Source organism: Leptospira langatensis, from assembly GCF_004770615.1.
GTDB lineage: Bacteria > Spirochaetota > Leptospiria > Leptospirales > Leptospiraceae > Leptospira_B > Leptospira_B langatensis.
The window spans coordinates 395,521-413,843 of record NZ_RQER01000006.1; the positions used below are offsets into that span (position 1 = coordinate 395,521).

An 18,323-nucleotide genomic window follows, 5' to 3' on the forward strand; every position below is an offset into this window, starting at 1 on the left:
AATCCTATTTAAGGGTCTTAATGAATTCGATGATGTCCTTGATCTCTTCCTCTTTGATCCTTCCTTGAAAGGAGGACATTGCAGGAGGGAATCCAGCCACGACTTTCGCGGTAGGAACAAGGATGGATTGTTTGATATAAGCATCGTCGGCAACTACGGAAGATCCGTCGGCAAAGTCTCTCTTATTGCCGTAAAGTCCCTTGAAGCTCGGACCAACAATTCTGGAACCGTCGATGGAGTGACATCCGCTGCAACCGAGGCTACCTTTGAACAAGGCCTCTCCTCTTTGCGCAGGGCCAGCATCCGCTGCTCCGGCTTTTTTACCGATCTCTGCGGCTTGCCATGCTGCGAATTGCTCTGAGTCAACGACTCGGATCGTAGCCATCATGTTGGAGTGCTTGGTTCCGCAATATTCAGTACAGAATACGGTGAAGTCCCCTTTCTCGATCGGAGTGAAAGTGAAAGTGGTCCTTCTGCCAGGAACTGCGTCCATTTTGTTCCGAAATGCAGGAACATAGAAACTATGAAGAACGTCGTCGGAGGTAAGAACGAAACGGATCGTTTTGCCTAATGGCACTACTACAGTTTCAGGCTTTAAGAGAGTAGAATCAGGAAGATTCGGCTCTAATTTGTCGCCTGTTGGGCTGTTTATCTCGATGCCATTCGCATATTTGAAGGTCCAAGCCCATTGACGAGCGGTTACGTGAACCTCAACATCGCCTTTCTCGCCGACTTTGCGAAGGTCATGGAACACATCCCATCCCCAAGCAAAGATCACCATCATGATCACGAAAGGAATAAAGGACCAAAGAAACTCTGCAAGAGTGTTGTGCGTGATATACGCGCTTTTTTGGTCCTCGGTTTTCCTTCTATACTTGAAAATGAATATTACCATTCCCCCGATGAGAATGATAAAAGAGATAAGGCCCGAAACAAGAAGAAAGATGTAAAGATTATCCACATCTCCCGATTCTTTAGTCGCTGGAACCGGCATAAAGCTTGTAGCCGGAATAAAAGAGAACCAATTCATCGGATCGAAATCACTCCTTCCTTTTTTATACTATACTAGACGAGTTTTGTTTCTTCCAAAAGAGGAATAAGAACGCTGCAAGAACGAGGACGGTGAGAAAACCGCCGATTCGCATGATATTGAATGCGTATAATGTATACCTATTTTTGGATGGATCAAATTGGAAGCAAAAAAGGGCAACGCGGTCGGTCAAATCGCCGATTTTGCCATCTCCAGCCTCCACAAGAGACAAACGCAGCGTGCGTTCCTCCACCGGAATTCCTTTCAAATAGCGTGAAATCTTTCCTTCGGGAGTAATGACATACGCAACGGATACGTGAACCCATTGGTCGTTATAAGGATTCCATTTATAAGTGAAACCGAGGCTGGATGCAAGTGCCTTGATCTCCGGATCGTTCCCGGTTAGAAAACTCCAACCGCTTCCGTTCCCTCTGCCGTAATCTTTGACATAAACCTCTTTCTTTTGTTTTGCGAGGTCCGGTTTCTCTTTCGGATCGAAACTTACGGCAACATAATTGAATTCTTTACCAACTTCCCAACTCAGTTCTTTGAGAGCGTTCGAAAGTTCGTTTAGATAAAGATTACATAGAGTAGGACATCTGTAATATACTAGGGTAAGAAGAAGAGGTTTTCCTTCTTTGAGATAATCCCCGATGCGAACCTGCTTTCCGTCTTCGTCGATGAAGCTCAAATTAGGATCGATGGAATTGCCTAGCTTTTCTTCTAAGCCTACACCTTCCAACTCGGGAGGAACAGCATGAGCTGGCAGCACTCTTTCCGAATCGTAGGATAAAAGGGAGAAGAAGGGTAAGAAGAATATTAGGACCGCAGCAACTCTTTGAACCCGCTGCAGTAAATTGCGAGAGACCAAGTTCTTAGTCCTTGCGATCTTCCTTATTTTGCCGGCGCCGAAGTGTTAGAAGGAGCTACTTTATTGTAGTCTTTCACTCCGTGGTGGAATGCGCTAAGATACACAAAATAAAGAATGTTTGCGGTCAACACGACCACGAAAGTCCAAAAACCTGCCTTATTGTAATGGTCGTTGTTTTGGCTCATGGATAAAGGCTCCTAAATATAAGAAAAAAGCGATTCGCTCTGTTGAGAAGCGAAGATAGCAACCAGTCTCGAAGACCTATACTTTTTTTGGAAGCGTTTTTGTTTTTAGGGATCTCTGAAGATCCGCATTCGACATAAAATCCGTGAGAATCAGTCTCAGAGCAAACTATGGTTCAAATCGATACTTACCAAATCTCTTGCTCCAAATCCCGCCCGCTCAAGTATGGTAACAAAGCTCGGATCTACGAGCGAAACAGAATGACCGCATCGAATTATTCTCATTTCGGAAAGTTTTCTCGCTTTCTACTCATATATACCGTTCTTATCTTTTTAAATCTTTTATACGGACCATTGGTGAGAGCTACCGATTCAGGTCTTGCTTGTCCTGATTGGCCTTTCTGCTTCGGAAAAGTTTTCCCTGATTTCGATTTCAAGATCTTCATGGAAGTAGGTCACAGATTCTATTCCATGTTCTTGGGTTTCATCTTGATCGGCGGAACTGTTTGGACTGCCAGCGTTAAAGAATTAAGAAAACCTTTTCTTCCTTATTTCATTGTAGGGATCCTTTTGATCCTCTCTCAAGCTACCTTGGGAGGACTTACTGTTCTCTGGTCATTGGATCCTGCCACAGTGAATCTTCATTTGCTCAATGCGATCCTGTTCTTGCTCTGCATTTTTACCGCGACCTTGAAATCCATCCATCTCAGGAATGAAACTCAAACGAATGAATTCGTTTCCGGTAACTCCCTTCTAATGAAAGAACAGATCCCTCTTCTGATCGGAGTACTCTTAATTTTCTTCCAGATCATTTTGGGAGGAAGGGTAAGTTCCAATTACGCAGGCCTCGCTTGTTTGGAATTCCCGACTTGCAACGGAGAATGGATCCCTTCCGTTCCCGAACCTAAAATGCAGATCCAAGTCCAGCACAGATTCGGTGCATACTTGGTGGCATTTTATCTTTTAATAATAAACCTTTATGGAATATTACGAGAGTTCTCCCCAAAAACCAAGAAATATGTACGGATGGCAATCGTTCTACTTTTAATTCAGATCGGATTAGGGGTCGTAAACGTTTATATGAAGCTCCCTAAGCTGATCACTGCGGCCCATACCGGAGTAGCGGTCCTTCTATTCTTATCCGTGTATGCGATCTGGTTGCAAAGGGCATCCGAACTGCCCAAGGAAAAGGTAGCTTAATATGAAAGATTTCCTTTCCGATTGGAACCAGATGATCAAGCCGAGAGTGAGTTCTCTCGTCCTTGCAACCGCAATTCCTGGAATGTATCTTGGATCCACTGAATCCCCTAGCCTACTTCTTGTTTTCACGACCTTGCTAGGTACATTCTTAATGTCTTCTGCGTCCTTTATCTTCAACCAAGCATTGGAGAAGGACAGGGATGCAAAGATGAAACGCACTGCAAACCGTCCGATCCCAGCAGGAAGGATCAGCATAACCACTGCGATCATCGTAGGGTTCCTAATGACGGGACTCGCATTTTGGGTACTGTATTATTTTGCAAATCTTCTGACTGCGATCTGCGCGTTCGCGGCGTTGCTTGCCTATGTCTTTCTCTATACGATCCTATTAAAGCCTAGAACACATCAGAATATCGTAATAGGCGGTGTGGCCGGTTGCGTGGGTCCTTTGATCGGATATGCAGCAGTCAGTAATAATCTTCCCTTACCTGCTTGGATCCTGTTCTTAATGATTTTCTTATGGACCCCGGCTCACTTCTGGGCGCTTGCCATTTTCTTAAAAGAGGATTACAGCGATGCAAACTTCCCAATGCTTCCTGTAGTAAAAGGGGTCAAGGAAACGGGACGTTCTATTCTGTTCTACACTGTACTCTATGTAGGCTCAGTATTTGCATTCTATTGGGCCGAGCCTTCTATGGGTGTTTTGTATATGGCGGCCTCGGTTATCCTGAGCATATCCATCATTTATCTTTCGATAAAGCTTTTGAGAAATCCTGAGCCTAAGTTCGCGAGAGGATTCTTCTTCTTTAGCATTCTTCACTTGTTTTTGATCAATATACTGATCCTAGTGGATCACGCGATCTCTTCCTAAGGTTTGCAACGGATCAGACTTCCGTCTTTTCTGAAGAATATCCTCATCTCCATTCCTTTCTCCGGTGCGATCGCATGGTAATCTAATTTGCATTCTCCTTCGATCGGAGAATGAGGATTGCGAGGAAGTTTGTCTTTAGGACACCAGAATCTTTCTTTTTCAGAAGTGTAGAGGCGCCAATCAGACGGATACAAGGGATTAATCCCAGCGTCCAAGAATATATTCCTGGAAAGTTCGGAAGGTTGGTAAGGACTTCCTCCTCCGTGAATTCCTACGAAGATGTCCATTCTATCGTCTCGGATATACAGAGGCGATCCAGTATCGTTCAGGCAAAAGTATCCGTCATGATGTTTGCCATCCGGCATTCGGATCCGTTTCTCTTTGATCTTAGGAATATAGGCAAGTGCTCCGATCACCTTAGATTTACTGCAGGAAGAGATCTTGGATCGCAACTTCTCGCATAGGTCCTTAAAACTGATCGCAAGAGTCCGATAGGGATAGACCTGATAATTATAGCCAGCGCCCCAACCCCATTCCAGATCGTAGAGTTCGTATTTTCCTTCTCCTGCGAAATGGTATTTCTTCCCATCTTTTGCGATCCCACTTCCTTCCCAGCGAACCTGTTCTAGAAATGTCGCAGAGGCTCTTCCTATTTCTTTTCCCGAAGTAGAATACGCGGGGATCTCGGTGCCAGGAAAGGCCTCTTCTAAGGCGAGATGATAGTAGGTCGGATAATAGGCGCCAAGACTCTGTGTTTCCACATTCCCCAATGCATCCACATCTTCTTGTTGGAGTAAATGATACAATGACTTAGGAGAATGATCCCGACTCGTCTGCATGGGACGAAACCCACTTTGATAAGCAAGAGGCTTCAATTGTTTGCGTGGATACGCACAACTTTTCTTGGAAGAATTCCTGATCTTCCAAGTATCCGCGTTTTGCGCAAATTCCTCCAGAACGACCGCCTCTCCGTGAAAGATACGGATCGTCTGATTTTCCGAGATCCTGCACTCACAGCCTTCTGTAGCGCCTACGCATAGCACCTTTGCGTATATAGGGGGACTTTGGCTAAATAGGATATTGGGGAAGAATAGAAGAAGGGAGGAGAGCAACATCCCGCCCCCCAAAGGGAGCGGGACCAGTTTTTTCCGAGAAAAAAGCAATCTTAATCGTTGCTTTCTCCGTCGCTTGAACCGCCGAATCCTCCGGAAGGAAACAGGCTTGGTGCAGGCGTAGGCTCGGGGGTTGCAACTGGAGCTGCAGGACGAGCCACCGGTTTAGAAGCAGGCTTCTTCTTAGCCGCTGCTTTCTTCTTAGGAGCGACTTTTTTCTTGGCTGCTTTCTTTTTTGGGGCTTTGACTAGCTTTTTCTTAGCTACTTTCTTTTTGGCCGCCTTTTTCTTAGGTGCGGCTTTCTTCTTTGCTTTCTTCTTAGCTACCATGGTAGATACTCCTTGTATCTGGGGGAAATCTTTCCGTTATTTCTAGAGTAAATTTCCACTCGTAAGACTTGGAGCAAAAAGAGTAAAATCTTTTTTCATTTTCTTTCATTAAACAAGTTAAAACGATCCATCATACTTTAATGAGATCGTTAACTTGCACTGAAGGAGTATCCTAGATCACCTAAGCTCTCTTCCGGAGAGCGAAGTCGATGACTGATCAAGAAGGTTTTCACTAAACCTTTGCCTTTTACTTTGATTTCTCCCCTTTCAGTTAAAGCAAAATCGGATCGAATTAGATCTGCAGTCGATTCCGTTACCTGAATTTCACCTGCGACTCCATGAGATTCCATTCTGCTCGCTAGATTGACCGCATCGCCCCAGATATCGTAGATGAATTTCTTAGTTCCGATCACTCCAGCGACCACTGGACCGGTATTGATCCCGATCCTCATGCGAAGTTTAGTGCCCATTCTCTTCAATCGGAACCTGGAAAGTATCTCTTTCATATCCCAAGCCATATGAGCGACTAACAGAGGATGCATTTGATTGGGTACAGGAAGCCCTCCCACAGCCATATACGCATCTCCGATGGTCTTGATCTTCTCTAGTCTATATTTCTCGGCCAATACGTCGAAATGAGAGAAAACTTCGTTTAGGATACGAACCACAGACTCAGGCTTCATAGAAGCGGAGATCTTGGTAAATCCAACAATATCAGCAAAAAGGATGGATACATTCGGATAGCTGTCCGCAATCAGACCCACATTGGACTTCAATTCCTCGGCTATACTTCCTGGCAGGATATTCAGAAGAAGCTTCTCCGCTTTGTCCTGCTCTATCTGGACTTTTTCGTATGCGTTAGCGATCTCTACCCTTGCCTTTTCATTCTCTGCGAGAGTGGTTCTCACCGTATCTAGAACCAAATTGTAACGTTCTGCGATCTGACCGACTTCGGTAAAAGGTTCCACGGGAACATCCACAGCCAAATCTCCTGTTTTTCTTTGGTAATCCATCGCGAGAAAGAGATCGATCAGCTCGGTAGTTGCCTTATGCTCCGAGATATTCAGTCCCATTCTCTCTTCGTCCCCATCGACCCGGAGAGAAGAGAACGTATTCAGAAATTTAAAGATACACCAGGACAAACCGAATGCGAATCCTCCTACGGAAACGATCCCGATGATCTGGATCACGAGTAGAGAGGATCTCTCGATATTCGGATCGATCAATTTCAGATTCCCGAAGAGTCCTACTGCGATCGTTCCCCATATCCCTCCAATCAAGTGAACTGGGATGGCTCCGACTGCATCGTCTATCTTAAATCTTTCTAAGAGTTTTTCGGCGGGAAGTACCATTGCACCCGCAATGCTTCCAATAATCGCGGCCTGGATCGGAGTAAAACAGTCCGCTCCTGCAGTGATCGCTACGAGTCCAGCAAGTGAGCCGTTCAGAGGAGCAGTCGCTTCCGGAAATCCTTTGATCAACCAAGCGGATAGCATAGCAACCATCAGGGAAAATCCGGAAGAGATGATCGTATTTAAAATAATGCCGGGAACTTTTTCATTAAATCCTAATGTACTTCCTCCGTTGAAGCCCATCCATCCGAACCAAAGAAGGATCCCGCCTAGCATTGCCATAGGTAAATTACTTCCGGTGACTGCCTTGGCTCCTCCTTCTTCCGGAAATCTTCCGATACGAGGTCCCACTACAAGAAGAAGTGCGAGCGAAACCCAACCTCCCACGCTATGCACTAGAGTGGAACCAGCGAAATCATGAAAACCTTTGGACGCGAGCCATCCGTGTTCTTCTCCCGTTAAACTTCCGCCCCAACACCAATGTCCTGCGATCGGATAGATAACACCTGAGATCAAAGCCGTTGCGATCAGATAAGAATGGAATTTTAATCTTTCTGCAACTGCACCTGAAACTATGGTGGCAGACGTTCCACAGAACACTAGTTGGAATAAGAAGAATGTAGGAGGCCAGGCCTTTCCTTCCGGAAAGACGGGAGCGAATAAGGAAGTCCCTATGATCCCGTTCCAAGTCGCTCCAAACATAAGACCGAAACCGAATGTGTAAAAGAGAAGAGTTGCTACTCCAAAATCGGCCACGTTCTTGATGGCCACATTGATGGAGTTCTTGGCACGGGTCAGCCCCGACTCTAGGACAAGGAATCCCCCCTGCATGATCAAGACTAGACCGGAACAAACTAAAACCCAGAGAATGTCTATTAAGCTCTTCTCTATATTCATAAAAGCGAATCCCTCCGAAAAAGATCTCGTTCTATTAGAACTTCGCTTATTAATCTAAATTATCGGAAGAATTTTATCCCGATCGAAGAAGACGCAAGCGGGAAACCTTATTATAATTTAATAAAGAAGGATGATAAATGGCCGGTATACCCCTCCCTCACTCGAGTAGGTCCTTTCCCTGTAGATGGTGACGACCCCTCCGTGAAGTCCCGGAATCGAATCCGATTCGAGAGAAAATGCGATTTTTTAGGAAACACTGTTTTTTTTCGAACGTAACGTCCGTTCTACAAAGTCTTATAGAAAACGGCTAAAGCAGGCATTTCGGTTGTGAAAAAAGCCTTTCCCTCCCAAAGTCCTGTTTTAAACAGGGATTAACTCTAAAAAACCTATAAATGTTGGTATGTTCATGAGGGAAATTAAAACCGTAACCGTCCTCGGCGCTAATGGGACTATGGGCGCCGGATCCGCAGCTATTGTGGCAGCCTTTGGTAAGGCAAAAGTCCACATGCTTGCTCGGGACGTAAATAAAGCAAAAGAAGGGATCGAAAAGGCCATTTCATCCATCAAAACGGACACAATCCGTCCTAGATTAATTCCCGGTTCTTATGACCAAGATTTGGAAAAAGCCGTTTCCGAATCAGATTGGGTTTTCGAACTCGTTGCCGAAAGCTATGAAGTAAAAGAGCCTATCAATAAGAGAATCGCTAAGGCTCGTAAACCCGGTACGATCGTTTCTACGGTATCTTCCGGACTTTCTATCGCTCGTTTGGCGGACGCTTTTGACGAGGACGGAAAGAAACATTATTACGGAACTCACTTCTTCAACCCTCCGTACAAGATGATCCTCTGCGAATTAGTGACTCATGCAGGGAACGATAAAAAAGTTACCAAGAAATTAGGAGAATATCTCGCTAAGACCCTTGGACGCGCAGTCGTTTATACGAACGATACTCCTGCATTCGCAGGGAACAGGATCGGATTCCAGCTTATCAACGAGGCTGCTATCAAAGCGGAAGAATATTCCGACAAGGGCGGTATCGCATTGATCGATGCGATCATGAGCGGTTATACGGGAAGAGCGATGGCTCCTCTGGACACTGCTGACTTCGTGGGTCTGGATGTGCATAAAGCGATCGTAGACAACCTCTATGAGATGACTAAAGACGCGGCGCATTCTACTTTCAAACTCCCAGGTTATTTCCAGAAGTTGATCGATAAAGGTGACTTAGGAAGAAAATCCGGACAAGGTCTCTACAAGATGACCAAGACTCCTGACGGAAAGAAAGAGAAGCTTTATTACGATATCAAAGGCGATCTTTATGTGCCGGTCCCTAAATTCGATATTCCTTTCATCAAAGAAGCAAACCGCAGAATCGGCGAAGCAGATTATATCGGCGCTATGAACATAGTGAAAGAAGCGAAAGGACTCGAAGCGGATATCGCTCGTTACTTCATTGCTCGCTATGTAAGCTACTCTCTTTCTCTCGTAGGAGAAGTTGTGGAGACAAAGGAAATGACTGACCTTGCAATGGGAACAGGATTTAATTGGGCTCCAGCATCCGCATTCGTAGACTTCTTAGGCGGACCGAAAGAAGCAATCAGTCTAATCACTAAGGCTAAACTTCCGGTACCGGAAATATTGGCAAAGGCGAAAGCAGGAAAGCCTTTCTATCAATTGAAAGATATCCTGGACGCTCGTTCTCTTTTTAAAGGATAATAGGGGAGGAAAGAATCAATGAAAGACGCAGTTTATGTACTCGGTGGAGAACAAACAGACTTTCAGCGCAACTGGACCAAAGAAGGAAAAACCTTCATGTCCTTATTCCGCGAAGCCGTACAAGATGGATTGGAAAAAGTCGGTCTTACTCCTGACGAAATCAAAAAGCTGAACAAGCAAAATCGCATCGGAGTGTTCGTAGGGAACTTCGACGCAGAGCAATATGCAGTCCAAGGACATATGGGCGCATTCTTAACCGAAGTAGATCCTTGCTTCTATGGAGTTCCTGGAGCTCGTTACGAAGCTGCTTGCGCATCCGGTTCAGTTGCTCTGGACGCTGCTCAAACCAAACTTCGCTCCAAAGACTATGATGTTGCTATCGTAGTAGGTATGGAGATCATGAAGACTGTTTCTTCTTCCGTAGGTGGCGACTTCTTAGGAACCGCAGCTTATTACGAAAAAGAAGCGAAGGGAGTCCAATTCCCATTCCCTAAACTTTTCGGAAAACTCGCGGACGTTCTATTAGAGCGTTACAAGCTGGATGAGAAGCGTTATATGGGAGCTCTTGCTGAAATTTCCAGGATCAATTACGCTAACGCAAAACGTAACCCGAAAGCCCAAACTCGTTCTTGGTTCATGAACAAAGAACATGCAAACGCTCGCGGCGGTGAATTCAACATGGCAGTAGGCGGACGTCTTGCGATCACCGACTGTTCTCAGGTAACCGACGGTGCAGCTCTTGTAGTTCTCGCTAATAAGAATTACGCAGAAGAGTTTGCTAAGAAGAAGGGAACCAAACTTTCCGCTTATCCTAAGATCAAAGGTTGGGGACACAGAGTGGCTCCTATTACTTTCGATGCGAAGGTTGCCGAATCCAAAGGGGACAAATGGGTTCTTCCTTGGACTCGCCAAACCGTAAAAGATGCATATGATCGTTCCGGTTTGAACACCAAGGATATCGACGTGTTCGAAACTCACGACTGCTTTACCTCTTCCGAATACGCAGCGATCTCCGCTTTCGGGATCACTCAGCCAGGCAAAGAGCACGAAGCGATCGAAGACGGTGTGATCGACTTTAACGGTAAGAAACCGATCAATCCTTCCGGCGGGCTCATCGGTGCAGGACATCCTGTGGGAGCTTCCGGTGTGAGAATGATGTTAGACATCTACAAACAAGTTACCGGAACCGCAGGTGACTACCAAGTAGAAGGAGCTAAAAACGGACTGATGCTCAATATCGGAGGATCAGCAACCACCAACTACGTGTTCGTAGTAGGAAAATAAGTTCTTTCTTAAAAAAAGGATGGAAAAGCCCGGTAACCCCGGGCTTTTTTATTTTATCAAAGGCTTGTAGGAACTCCTACAATACGCGGTTTAACAAACTAAAGTATAGGATCGACGAATGGGTTTACGCACCACAAAAGATTGGAATCAATTCTTACTCAGATTTTTCGTAGCCCTAGGAGTTTGGGAAGTAGCCTCCGTAACATTAAGAACTCTTTTATTTTCCGTTTTCTACTACGATCCGAACTTGAAAAACTTCTTCATTCCTATCTCTCAGATCGTCTGGGTAGGACCGATCGTAGCGGACTTGATCCAAGTTTTCTTTTTAGGACTCTTGGTGACTCTTGCGAGGCCTTCTCTTCCCTACGGACTTTTGGGAGGATTAGTCGCAGGACTCTCTTTTTCAATCGCGGCTTACGCAGCCCCTGCCCTCGCGATCTCCCAATTTACGGGAGCCTTTCCGATCAAACTTCTTTGGCTCTGGGTATTTTACCAGTCCGTGCTAACCTTGATCGGAGCCTTTATCTTCTCCTTCTCTTCGGAAGAAGAATAAGCGACGCTTTTCCTCCCATCCAGGTAGCTTTCATTCTAAAATCCGGAATATCGGGAGGAAATCGCATTCCTTTCGGGTCCTAATCATAAGAAGATCGATCCATTCTTCTTTCTGTATGAAAACTTTTGCGCAAATCCTGATCTGCATTGTTCTAAGCGTAAACGTATTCGCAGAGGATAAGGATCTAAAGCTTATCCCGAACATCCCTCTCTATACTCTGGACATGGAGAGAAAAACCTTGTACCAAGAGTTGGAAAATTTGAAAGAAGGGGACTTGGTCATTATCAATTTCACAAGCTCCAACTGTCCTCCTTGCAAGGAAGAAGTCCCGAATCTATTACAATATTCTAAAAAATGGAATCTATCCAATCCAAAGAACAGATTACATTTATGGATCGTGTTTTTAGGAGATGATGCCATCTCCGCTTCCGAATTTGCCAAGAGCCTGGGCGTGCAGAAGCCTACCTCGGTTTACTTCGATAGCTTTCAGACGAGTATGAGGATCCTCGACTTTCCGGGAACCCCCACTACATTTGTGCTTCGAAAAAAGGAAATCCTATTCAAAGAATTCGGTTATACGGAAGCGAATTGGTCCAAAATGATCTCAGTGTTAGAGAATAGGAAATAAGTCTTGAGAATTTACTTCTATCATTCTTCGGACGGAGTGCAAGATAATATCCGTAATGGGAAAGATCATCTCCGTTTCATCACTCTCTTAGCTCTGTTTGCATTCCTTCTCGGAGCCTGTGCGAGTGCAAATCCAAAGCAGATACTCGATCCGGGATATGTAGAAGTGGAAGCAGAGGGCCAAACCCCGATCGAGGCCGAACGAAATGCGAAGCTTCTCATGTTGGATAAGGTCCTAGGAGAATTCATCGAATCAAATTCGATCCTTTTGGATTCGGGCACGAAAGAGTTCTTAGTACAATCTTCCAGAGAAGGTTTCATCCGGGACTTCAAGATCCTGCGTCGCATTGACACTCAGGGAAAGAGCAGCATTCTTGCCTCCGGTTTTGTGAACGCAAAGGCAGCCGGCAACGCTTTGGAAGAAAGATATAAAATTTTAGGAAAACCTAAAATACTCGTCTTTGTAAGCGAGAAGATAGGAGATTCTACTTTGCAAATTTCAAATACGCAAAGTGAGATCAAACTTCTCTCCTTACTACAAGGATTCGAATTATCCGATGCGAGTTCTAAATTTAAAAACTCATCCAGATATAAGCCGGACCCTAAAGCTGAAAACCGGCTCGACTCAAGAATGGATCCAAGGTCCAAACGTTCCTCCAATTCAGAACTAGATCCGAATTCTAAAAGCTCTTCAAATTCAGAAGAAGACCTATTTGAGTCTGCCAAGGTCCTAGCTCAAAAAGAGAATTGCGAACTTTTGCTTTTCGGAACCTTCTCCGTAAGGCAGGGCGATAGAGTTTTGGAATCTTCTTCTTTAAGATCCATATATGCAAGTTTTCAATATAAATTGGTGGAGGCCCAAAGTTATAGAGTGCTTGCTTCCGATACTGCTTATGGTGGAAGCCCTGCAATCGATCTGCAGTACGGAACGGAAAGAGCTAGAGAACAGATCTTTACCCAGCTTGTTCCCGCATTGAAAAAGAAATTATCGGAAGAATGGAAAAGAGGACATTCCATTCGGATCGAGATAGAAAAGATCTCGTACGACCAATTTGTAGACTCGGAATTCGCTTCCAGAATTCGTTCCTTAAAAGGTGTGAACTCCGTCTTAGAAAGAGGGAAAACGGAGAACGGTAGGATCCTAATTGAGGTAGAAGCATTGTTTGACGCGGGAAGATTATATTCCCTCTTGAAAGAATTCCAACAGGACCTAGGTTTAACTTTTCGTAATAAAGAGATCAATGGGAACTACCTTCTCTTGGAAGCTAGCCCCTTGCAGGAAAGAGTAGGAAAATGAAATTTAGGAATATAAAGTTTCGGATCTTGGATCTGCCCCCTATTCTCCTGAAATTCGCTTTGAGATCTCTTTTGATCCTCGGCCTTTTCTTCTCTTTTGCGATATCTGAGAGATCCCTTGTCTCTAAAGAAAACTCGATCCCTAAGATCTATGTGCACAATTTTAAACTTGAGACGGGAGTTCCCAAATCCTTAGAGAATCGTTTTAGGAACGGAGTCATCAATTCCATCCTGCATAATTTCGAAGGAAAATATAATATTGCCGATGACGATTCCTTAGCGGCTCTTTTGAAACAAGCGGAGTTGAAGCAAAGACAGAATTGCAGCGATGAGATTTGCATGAAGCAGATCGCGGACGCAATCGATGCGGATGAACTCATCTCAGGAACTATTTTCACTTCCGGCAAAGGATATAAGATCAATCTCCGGGCCCAAAAAAGAGATTCGGTAGCTCTCACATATACGATCAAGATTTCTTTCGATCTGGAATTTCCGGAATATCAGATCGATTATTATTCTTCGGAAGCGGGTCGAAAACTCATAGATCCGAAATACTCTATTAATTTTGCAGCCGCGTATCCAGGACCCACGGATAAAGTTGAGTTCTCCAATTTTAAGATCCAAACGGATAAGAACGGAGAGATCAATGCCTTAGATTTCAAAACGGAAGATCAAAGTGCGAAAGGTCTTTTGGATGCGATCCGACCCAGGCTTTCTTACGCGGACGAACTTGTTCGAGAAAAGAAATACGAAAAATCGATCTCTGAATATATCCAGACCTTGGCAGCGCTGGAAGAAAGATTATCAGACAGATCCAAAAAAGAGATTTCCGATTATCTAAAGGCGATCCGCTCTAAGATCTCCTCTGCATATTTCTTATCTTACCAGGACTCTCTCTCTAACTTGGATTCTAAAGCGAGCAAAGGAGGAGAAGTCTCCGACTTAAAGAACTTAAATTCGGATTATAAAAAGCTAAAGCTTTCCTATCTCGCCAAGACGGCGGACGTGTATAGGTTGAAAGACTTCGAAAAGGCGTTAGACGATAGGATCGAAAAGACCAGTCTTGCGGTTTTTGGTTTGGAAGAGAAGGAGGGAGATCGCAAGTATTCCGACTTCGATTTTACGGGTGCCATCCAAAGTTATAGATCGATCCGAAACGATCTCTCTAAGATCAAAAATAATCCGGACTTCTCCGCCGTAAAAGCAAGGATCGAAAGGAAGATTGTTACTTCTGAGATCACTGGTCGTTCCTATTTGCAAAGTAAGCTTTCCGGATTCTATCAGAGTTTGGAAAAGTCCTTTCTCGCAGAAGGATTGGAATCGGATCCCGAATCTAAGAAGATCCATATAGAAAAGATCCGAGATGGATTTAGAGCCGTGTTAGAAACCCTTGGCAGATCCGAATTTGTTTCGGAGGAACAGATCAAGAACTTCAATCAATTCAGGAACCAAACCGCATCCAAAGTAGGAGAGAATTTATTCGATCAATCCAAAGCGGACCTTCTTCTTTTAGAGGCGATCGATAGAAAGTCGAAGATAGAAATAGATTCCTGCATCAAACTGGGAGCCAATCCGAATGCCGTCGATCCTCACTCCGACAAGACAGCTGCCGAAAGATTGGCGGGGAACGATACAATCCTCATCAGTGCCGATTCATTAAAGATACTTAGAAATTCCCTGAAGACGAATTCAGATCTGGATCTGCAGTTCTTCGAATCCATTCGACAAAGGAATTTAGACGAGATCGTTCGATTTGTATTAAGAGGTTCAGATCCGAATACAAAGGACTATTTAGGGAACACCCCTTTGCATAAGACAGCAGGCTTCGGTTATTATGAAGTCTCCAGTTTTCTTTTGCAGATAGGAGCGGAATTGAATTCCAAGAACGGGGACGGAGAGACTCCGCTTCATAGAGCGGTAGCTCACGGTTTCTATGACCTTGCAGGATTGTTCTTGCGATCGGGCGCCAATCCGAATGTGACCCGAAATGATGGAATGACCCCTCTTCATCTATCCGTAAATTATCCCGAAATCGTTTTGATGTTACTGCAAAGAGGCGCCGACGTGAATATGAAAAACGACGACGGATGGACTCCTTTGCATAAGGCGGCGGAAAGTGGCGACCAAGAAGCATTGAAGCTTCTTTTAAGGGCAGGAGCCAAGGTTAACGAGAAGGACAATAACGGTTGGACCCCGATGGACTGGGCGGTGCAAAAAGATAGATACGAAAATCCTAATATAGTGAAGATCTTAAAGACCGCTGGTGCCGAATGTCAGGTGAATTGCGTGGAATGAATACTCTTCGAGTACTCTTCTGGACTCTTGCCTACCATCCGCTTGAAGTCTTTGATAAAATGCGCCTGATCGAAATAGCCTAGATCCAATGCAAACTGCGCCCAATCCACCTCTTCGGTGATCCTTTCTAAAACCTCGTGCATTCGATATCGATTGATCACCCACTTAGGACTGACGCCCACATACTGATTGAACATTCTTTGGAGATTTCGGATCCCCAAACCGAACATTTTGGAAAGATCCTCCACCTTGAGAATAGAGCGATCTTCGATCACTCTTTCCACGAGCCGGTTGATGAGAATAATATTCTCGTCCTTCTCTTCTGGTAATCTTTCGAATAAAAAATCTTCTGCGAAATTCACGAGATCCGATTCCGATCTTAAACTAAAAACTTCGTCTTCTAAAGGCTTTGTAGGAACTCCAAAAACCTCTTCGATCGTGATCTCCTTGTCCGTAAAATCGGAAACAGGCTTCTTATAGAATGGGTAGAAGGCGCCCGGTCGGAACTTGACCCCGAAGACCCGGTTCCTTCCTTCTAAAGACTTGGTGAATTTACCGCTTACTACGCCGAAAATCTTAGTATTATCTTTTTCGAATACTAGATGTATTGTGGGATGAGGAAGATTCTCCTGGACCATAGGCCCCGACTCCCGCATGTCCCATCGAACAGACCAATAATGCTCCACATAAAAACTCAAAGAGTCTGAAGGAGCACTGAGGGTAAGGTTCCAATTCTCCCCCGCCATGGATCGAATGATGCCTCTTGGTTTTCTCAGATCCGTTTTCAATATAATCCTTCTTGCTTTGCTAAAAATACGGTACTTGTCGCGTTTTTACAATCTTTTTGTTTAGTAGATTGCTATTCTATTCTCAACAAATGCAAAGCACAACGCTTGCGCATTCTCAGGAGAATGAAATGGAAATCAGATATGAGATCTATATAGCCGCCCGACCGGAAGAAGTTTGGAAAATACTAGTATCGAAAGAAGAAAGCGGTAAGATCTTTCATGGCTGTGGGATCGAATCCGATTTTAAAGTAGGAAGTAAGTATGCTTATATCGGCCCTGGGATTGCAGGGGACAGAACCGTCCATGTAGAAGGAAAGATATTGGACATCGTACCGAACCAACTCTTGTCCACAAGCATGGTAGTGGGCTCCGTTTATGGAGCGCATTATGCAGATTTCGAATCCAGAACGATCTACAAATTAGAAGCTTTCGGAAAACTCACTCGTTTGATCCTGATCAACGATCAGATCAAAGAAGGGGATCCTTCGTATGAACGTTCTGCAGACGGAGGATGGGCCAGAGTCCTTTCCTCGATCAAGAGTTTAGCGGAAACAGGAAAACCTCTAGAACTTCCGATGGATTGAGAAATAAGAAGAAGGCCGAGCCTCTCGGCTTTTGAACTTCTTTAAACTTTTTCTAGCATCTTTCAGATCCGGTCGAGATTAACGATAGAGGCTCTATAAAGATCGAATGGGAAATGAAAGATGGAAGGGCGCCCGATTTGAAAAAAATGATTCTGAAATTGAAGGATCCAAAATAGTACTTTAGATAAAATGATTGTAACGGTTAATTCCCATCGAGTCTATAAAAGATCTTCAAGTTCTCATTTTCTCGAATCACATGTAAAAGAAACTCTGATTGCGGATCTTCTTTGAAGCGATATCTAAATTGCATGCAGCCAGGCCGATCTGCAACAGTCGAATATATATTTTGATTACAACCTTCTTTATCATATTTCCAACCGTTTGCAACGGCAGCTTTTTTAAAGATCGAATCGATCTTCTTAGAATTCCTTTGATTCTTTAAACTTATGGAAAACGTTCCCCATTCAGAAAAAATGTCCGCTTCTCTTTCAAAATACGTTACTTCTCCTTTCGTTATCCGAAAGATAAAATTAAATTCCGGACCGAGAATATCACGGCTTAGTTTTTCACGATCCGGAGGAGGATTCCAGACTTTCGGTTTCTCCTCACAACCGAAGGCGAATAGGAGCAATAGGCAAAGTATCCAATAATTCACTTTATTTAATATAATTCCGATCATGAGCTTTCCGAAAGATTCCTATAATACTAAATACAATTTCACTCGACATTCTTTGATCTAAAAAAGGATTTATATACCTTCTTACTCGCAAATCGACAAGGAGAGAGATCGAACATCGATAATTTTTCTGCGGATAAAGCATGAAATGATATCCACAAAGATTTTCCGATAAGCGGAGCTTTAAACTGAAAGAAGTTTATTTAAAGATGAAATGATTTGGTCAGCTAAGTAAATTTTTAAACTAAAGAAAGTTCTTCAAATTTCTTTAAATCGTCTTCTAAGATCTTTCGGATCCAATCCGGGATCGGAATAGAGATCTTATTACGATGATCGAAGGAAACCTGAACGGTCTTTGCCTTTGCAAATGTTTCCTTCGTTTCCACATGACGAATGATAGAAGTAAACTCCCAGGATTTATTTCCTATCTTCGAAACGCAGGTGCAGACCTCGATGGGATCCATCAATTCCACTGCTTTGATCAGATCCACTTCTATCCTTGCTAGCAAGAAAGGGACGTCGTAGATATTCTGGATCGAAAATCTTTTGGAACAATAGTCCACTCTTCCGATCTCGAGATAGGACATGTATCTAGCGTTATTGACGTGGGCGAAAGGATCCAAATCGTTCCATCGAGTTTGGATCGGAGTGATTACCAT

The 18,323-nt window shown here is 44.1% G+C and carries 18 protein-coding genes; 9 read left to right on the forward strand and 9 right to left on the reverse strand.

Features of this window, described 5'->3' with window-relative positions:
* Positions 1–4 precede the first annotated feature (4 nt).
* From coxB to EHO57_RS18800, 3 genes are read right to left on the reverse strand one after another with little or no spacing between them, the layout of a single operon-like run.
* Positions 5–1,030, reverse strand: coding sequence for a cytochrome c oxidase subunit II (coxB, locus tag EHO57_RS11145; protein WP_210410024.1), 1,026 nt, complete (start codon positions 1,028–1,030; stop codon positions 5–7).
* Between the two features lie 25 nt (positions 1,031–1,055).
* Complete coding sequence (locus EHO57_RS11150; RefSeq protein WP_425460784.1) at positions 1,056–1,883, reverse strand: SCO family protein; 828 nt, start codon at positions 1,881–1,883, stop codon at positions 1,056–1,058.
* 41 nt (positions 1,884–1,924) lie between these two features.
* Positions 1,925–2,086 carry a hypothetical protein gene (locus EHO57_RS18800; protein WP_167882267.1) on the reverse strand — a complete coding sequence of 54 codons (162 nt, stop codon included), beginning with the start codon at positions 2,084–2,086 and terminating at the stop codon, positions 1,925–1,927.
* Between the two features lie 258 nt (positions 2,087–2,344).
* On the opposite strand from EHO57_RS18800, the gene EHO57_RS11155 reads away from it, so the two are divergent.
* Together EHO57_RS11155 and cyoE are read left to right on the forward strand one after the other, a co-directional pair.
* A complete protein-coding gene (locus EHO57_RS11155; RefSeq protein ID WP_135644741.1) occupies positions 2,345–3,283 on the forward strand; it encodes a COX15/CtaA family protein in 939 nt (312 codons plus the stop codon).
* A gap of 1 nt (position 3,284) precedes the next feature.
* Entirely contained in the window at positions 3,285–4,154 is an 870-nt protein-coding gene (cyoE, locus tag EHO57_RS11160; RefSeq protein ID WP_135644739.1) for a heme o synthase, read from the forward strand.
* Here cyoE and EHO57_RS11165 read toward each other — a convergent pair.
* The 3 genes from EHO57_RS11165 to amt all read right to left on the reverse strand — a co-directional run bounded on the left by EHO57_RS11165 (position 4,151) and on the right by amt (position 7,844).
* Entirely contained in the window at positions 4,151–5,317 is a 1,167-nt protein-coding gene (locus EHO57_RS11165) for an RlpA-like double-psi beta-barrel domain-containing protein (RefSeq protein WP_135644737.1), read from the reverse strand. The genes cyoE and EHO57_RS11165 overlap by 4 nt on opposite strands.
* 2 nt (positions 5,318–5,319) lie before the next feature.
* Positions 5,320–5,595 (reverse strand): hypothetical protein, encoded by a 276-nt coding sequence (locus EHO57_RS11170; RefSeq protein ID WP_135644735.1) that lies wholly within the window; start codon positions 5,593–5,595, stop codon positions 5,320–5,322.
* 149 nt (positions 5,596–5,744) lie between these two features.
* On the reverse strand, positions 5,745–7,844 hold the full coding sequence (amt, locus tag EHO57_RS11175) for an ammonium transporter (protein WP_135644733.1): 2,100 nt from the start codon (positions 7,842–7,844) through the stop codon (positions 5,745–5,747).
* Positions 7,845–8,250: 406 nt separating this feature from the next.
* On the opposite strand from amt, the gene EHO57_RS11180 reads away from it, so the two are divergent.
* The 6 genes from EHO57_RS11180 (at position 8,251) to EHO57_RS11205 (ending at position 15,616) form a co-directional block, all read left to right on the forward strand.
* Positions 8,251–9,561 (forward strand): 3-hydroxyacyl-CoA dehydrogenase family protein, encoded by a 1,311-nt coding sequence (locus EHO57_RS11180; protein WP_135644731.1) that lies wholly within the window; start codon positions 8,251–8,253, stop codon positions 9,559–9,561.
* An 18-nt stretch (positions 9,562–9,579) separates the two neighbouring features.
* The gene (locus EHO57_RS11185) at positions 9,580–10,845 is read left to right on the forward strand and encodes an acetyl-CoA acetyltransferase (protein ID WP_135644729.1); all 1,266 of its coding nucleotides are present in this window, start codon (positions 9,580–9,582) and stop codon (positions 10,843–10,845) included.
* Between the two features lie 118 nt (positions 10,846–10,963).
* Entirely contained in the window at positions 10,964–11,398 is a 435-nt protein-coding gene (locus EHO57_RS11190) for a hypothetical protein (RefSeq protein WP_135644727.1), read from the forward strand.
* Positions 11,399–11,513: 115 nt separating this feature from the next.
* Complete coding sequence (locus EHO57_RS11195; RefSeq protein ID WP_135644725.1) at positions 11,514–12,026, forward strand: TlpA family protein disulfide reductase; 513 nt, start codon at positions 11,514–11,516, stop codon at positions 12,024–12,026.
* Between the two features lie 3 nt (positions 12,027–12,029).
* Entirely contained in the window at positions 12,030–13,322 is a 1,293-nt protein-coding gene (locus EHO57_RS11200; protein WP_135644723.1) for a hypothetical protein, read from the forward strand.
* Positions 13,319–15,616 (forward strand): ankyrin repeat domain-containing protein, encoded by a 2,298-nt coding sequence (locus EHO57_RS11205; RefSeq protein WP_135644721.1) that lies wholly within the window; start codon positions 13,319–13,321, stop codon positions 15,614–15,616. Before EHO57_RS11200 ends, EHO57_RS11205 begins: the two co-directional genes overlap by 4 nt.
* On the opposite strand, the gene EHO57_RS11210 is transcribed toward EHO57_RS11205, so the two are convergent.
* The gene (locus EHO57_RS11210) at positions 15,595–16,404 is read right to left on the reverse strand and encodes a helix-turn-helix domain-containing protein (protein WP_135644719.1); all 810 of its coding nucleotides are present in this window, start codon (positions 16,402–16,404) and stop codon (positions 15,595–15,597) included. The genes EHO57_RS11205 and EHO57_RS11210 overlap by 22 nt on opposite strands.
* 128 nt (positions 16,405–16,532) lie before the next feature.
* On the opposite strand from EHO57_RS11210, the gene EHO57_RS11215 reads away from it, so the two are divergent.
* Complete coding sequence (locus EHO57_RS11215) at positions 16,533–16,988, forward strand: SRPBCC domain-containing protein (RefSeq protein ID WP_246050652.1); 456 nt, start codon at positions 16,533–16,535, stop codon at positions 16,986–16,988.
* Positions 16,989–17,190: 202 nt separating this feature from the next.
* Here the strand turns inward: EHO57_RS11215 and EHO57_RS18805 are convergent, their stop codons facing one another.
* Both EHO57_RS18805 and EHO57_RS11220 read right to left on the reverse strand, forming a co-directional pair.
* Entirely contained in the window at positions 17,191–17,667 is a 477-nt protein-coding gene (locus tag EHO57_RS18805; RefSeq protein WP_135644717.1) for a hypothetical protein, read from the reverse strand.
* A 236-nt stretch (positions 17,668–17,903) separates the two neighbouring features.
* Positions 17,904–18,323, reverse strand: a complete 420-nt coding sequence (locus EHO57_RS11220) for an acyl-CoA thioesterase (protein WP_135644715.1) — start codon at positions 18,321–18,323, stop codon at positions 17,904–17,906.

Coding starts and splice junctions, on each gene's coding strand:
- EHO57_RS11155 (WP_135644741.1), top strand. CDS start 2,345: ATGACCGCATCGAATTATTCTCATTTCGGAAAGTTTTCTCGCTTTCTA.
- EHO57_RS11180 (WP_135644731.1), top strand. CDS start 8,251: ATGAGGGAAATTAAAACCGTAACCGTCCTCGGCGCTAATGGGACTATG.
- EHO57_RS11185 (WP_135644729.1), top strand. CDS start 9,580: ATGAAAGACGCAGTTTATGTACTCGGTGGAGAACAAACAGACTTTCAG.
- EHO57_RS11205 (WP_135644721.1), top strand. CDS start 13,319: ATGAAATTTAGGAATATAAAGTTTCGGATCTTGGATCTGCCCCCTATT.
- EHO57_RS18800 (WP_167882267.1), bottom strand. CDS start 2,086: ATGAGCCAAAACAACGACCATTACAATAAGGCAGGTTTTTGGACTTTC.
- EHO57_RS11195 (WP_135644725.1), top strand. CDS start 11,514: ATGAAAACTTTTGCGCAAATCCTGATCTGCATTGTTCTAAGCGTAAAC.
- cyoE (WP_135644739.1), top strand. CDS start 3,285: ATGAAAGATTTCCTTTCCGATTGGAACCAGATGATCAAGCCGAGAGTG.
- EHO57_RS11190 (WP_135644727.1), top strand. CDS start 10,964: ATGGGTTTACGCACCACAAAAGATTGGAATCAATTCTTACTCAGATTT.
- coxB (WP_210410024.1), bottom strand. CDS start 1,030: ATGAATTGGTTCTCTTTTATTCCGGCTACAAGCTTTATGCCGGTTCCA.
- EHO57_RS11170 (WP_135644735.1), bottom strand. CDS start 5,595: ATGGTAGCTAAGAAGAAAGCAAAGAAGAAAGCCGCACCTAAGAAAAAG.
- EHO57_RS11220 (WP_135644715.1), bottom strand. CDS start 18,323: ATGGTAATCACTCCGATCCAAACTCGATGGAACGATTTGGATCCTTTC.
- amt (WP_135644733.1), bottom strand. CDS start 7,844: ATGAATATAGAGAAGAGCTTAATAGACATTCTCTGGGTTTTAGTTTGT.
- EHO57_RS11215 (WP_246050652.1), top strand. CDS start 16,533: ATGGAAATCAGATATGAGATCTATATAGCCGCCCGACCGGAAGAAGTT.
- EHO57_RS18805 (WP_135644717.1), bottom strand. CDS start 17,667: ATGATCGGAATTATATTAAATAAAGTGAATTATTGGATACTTTGCCTA.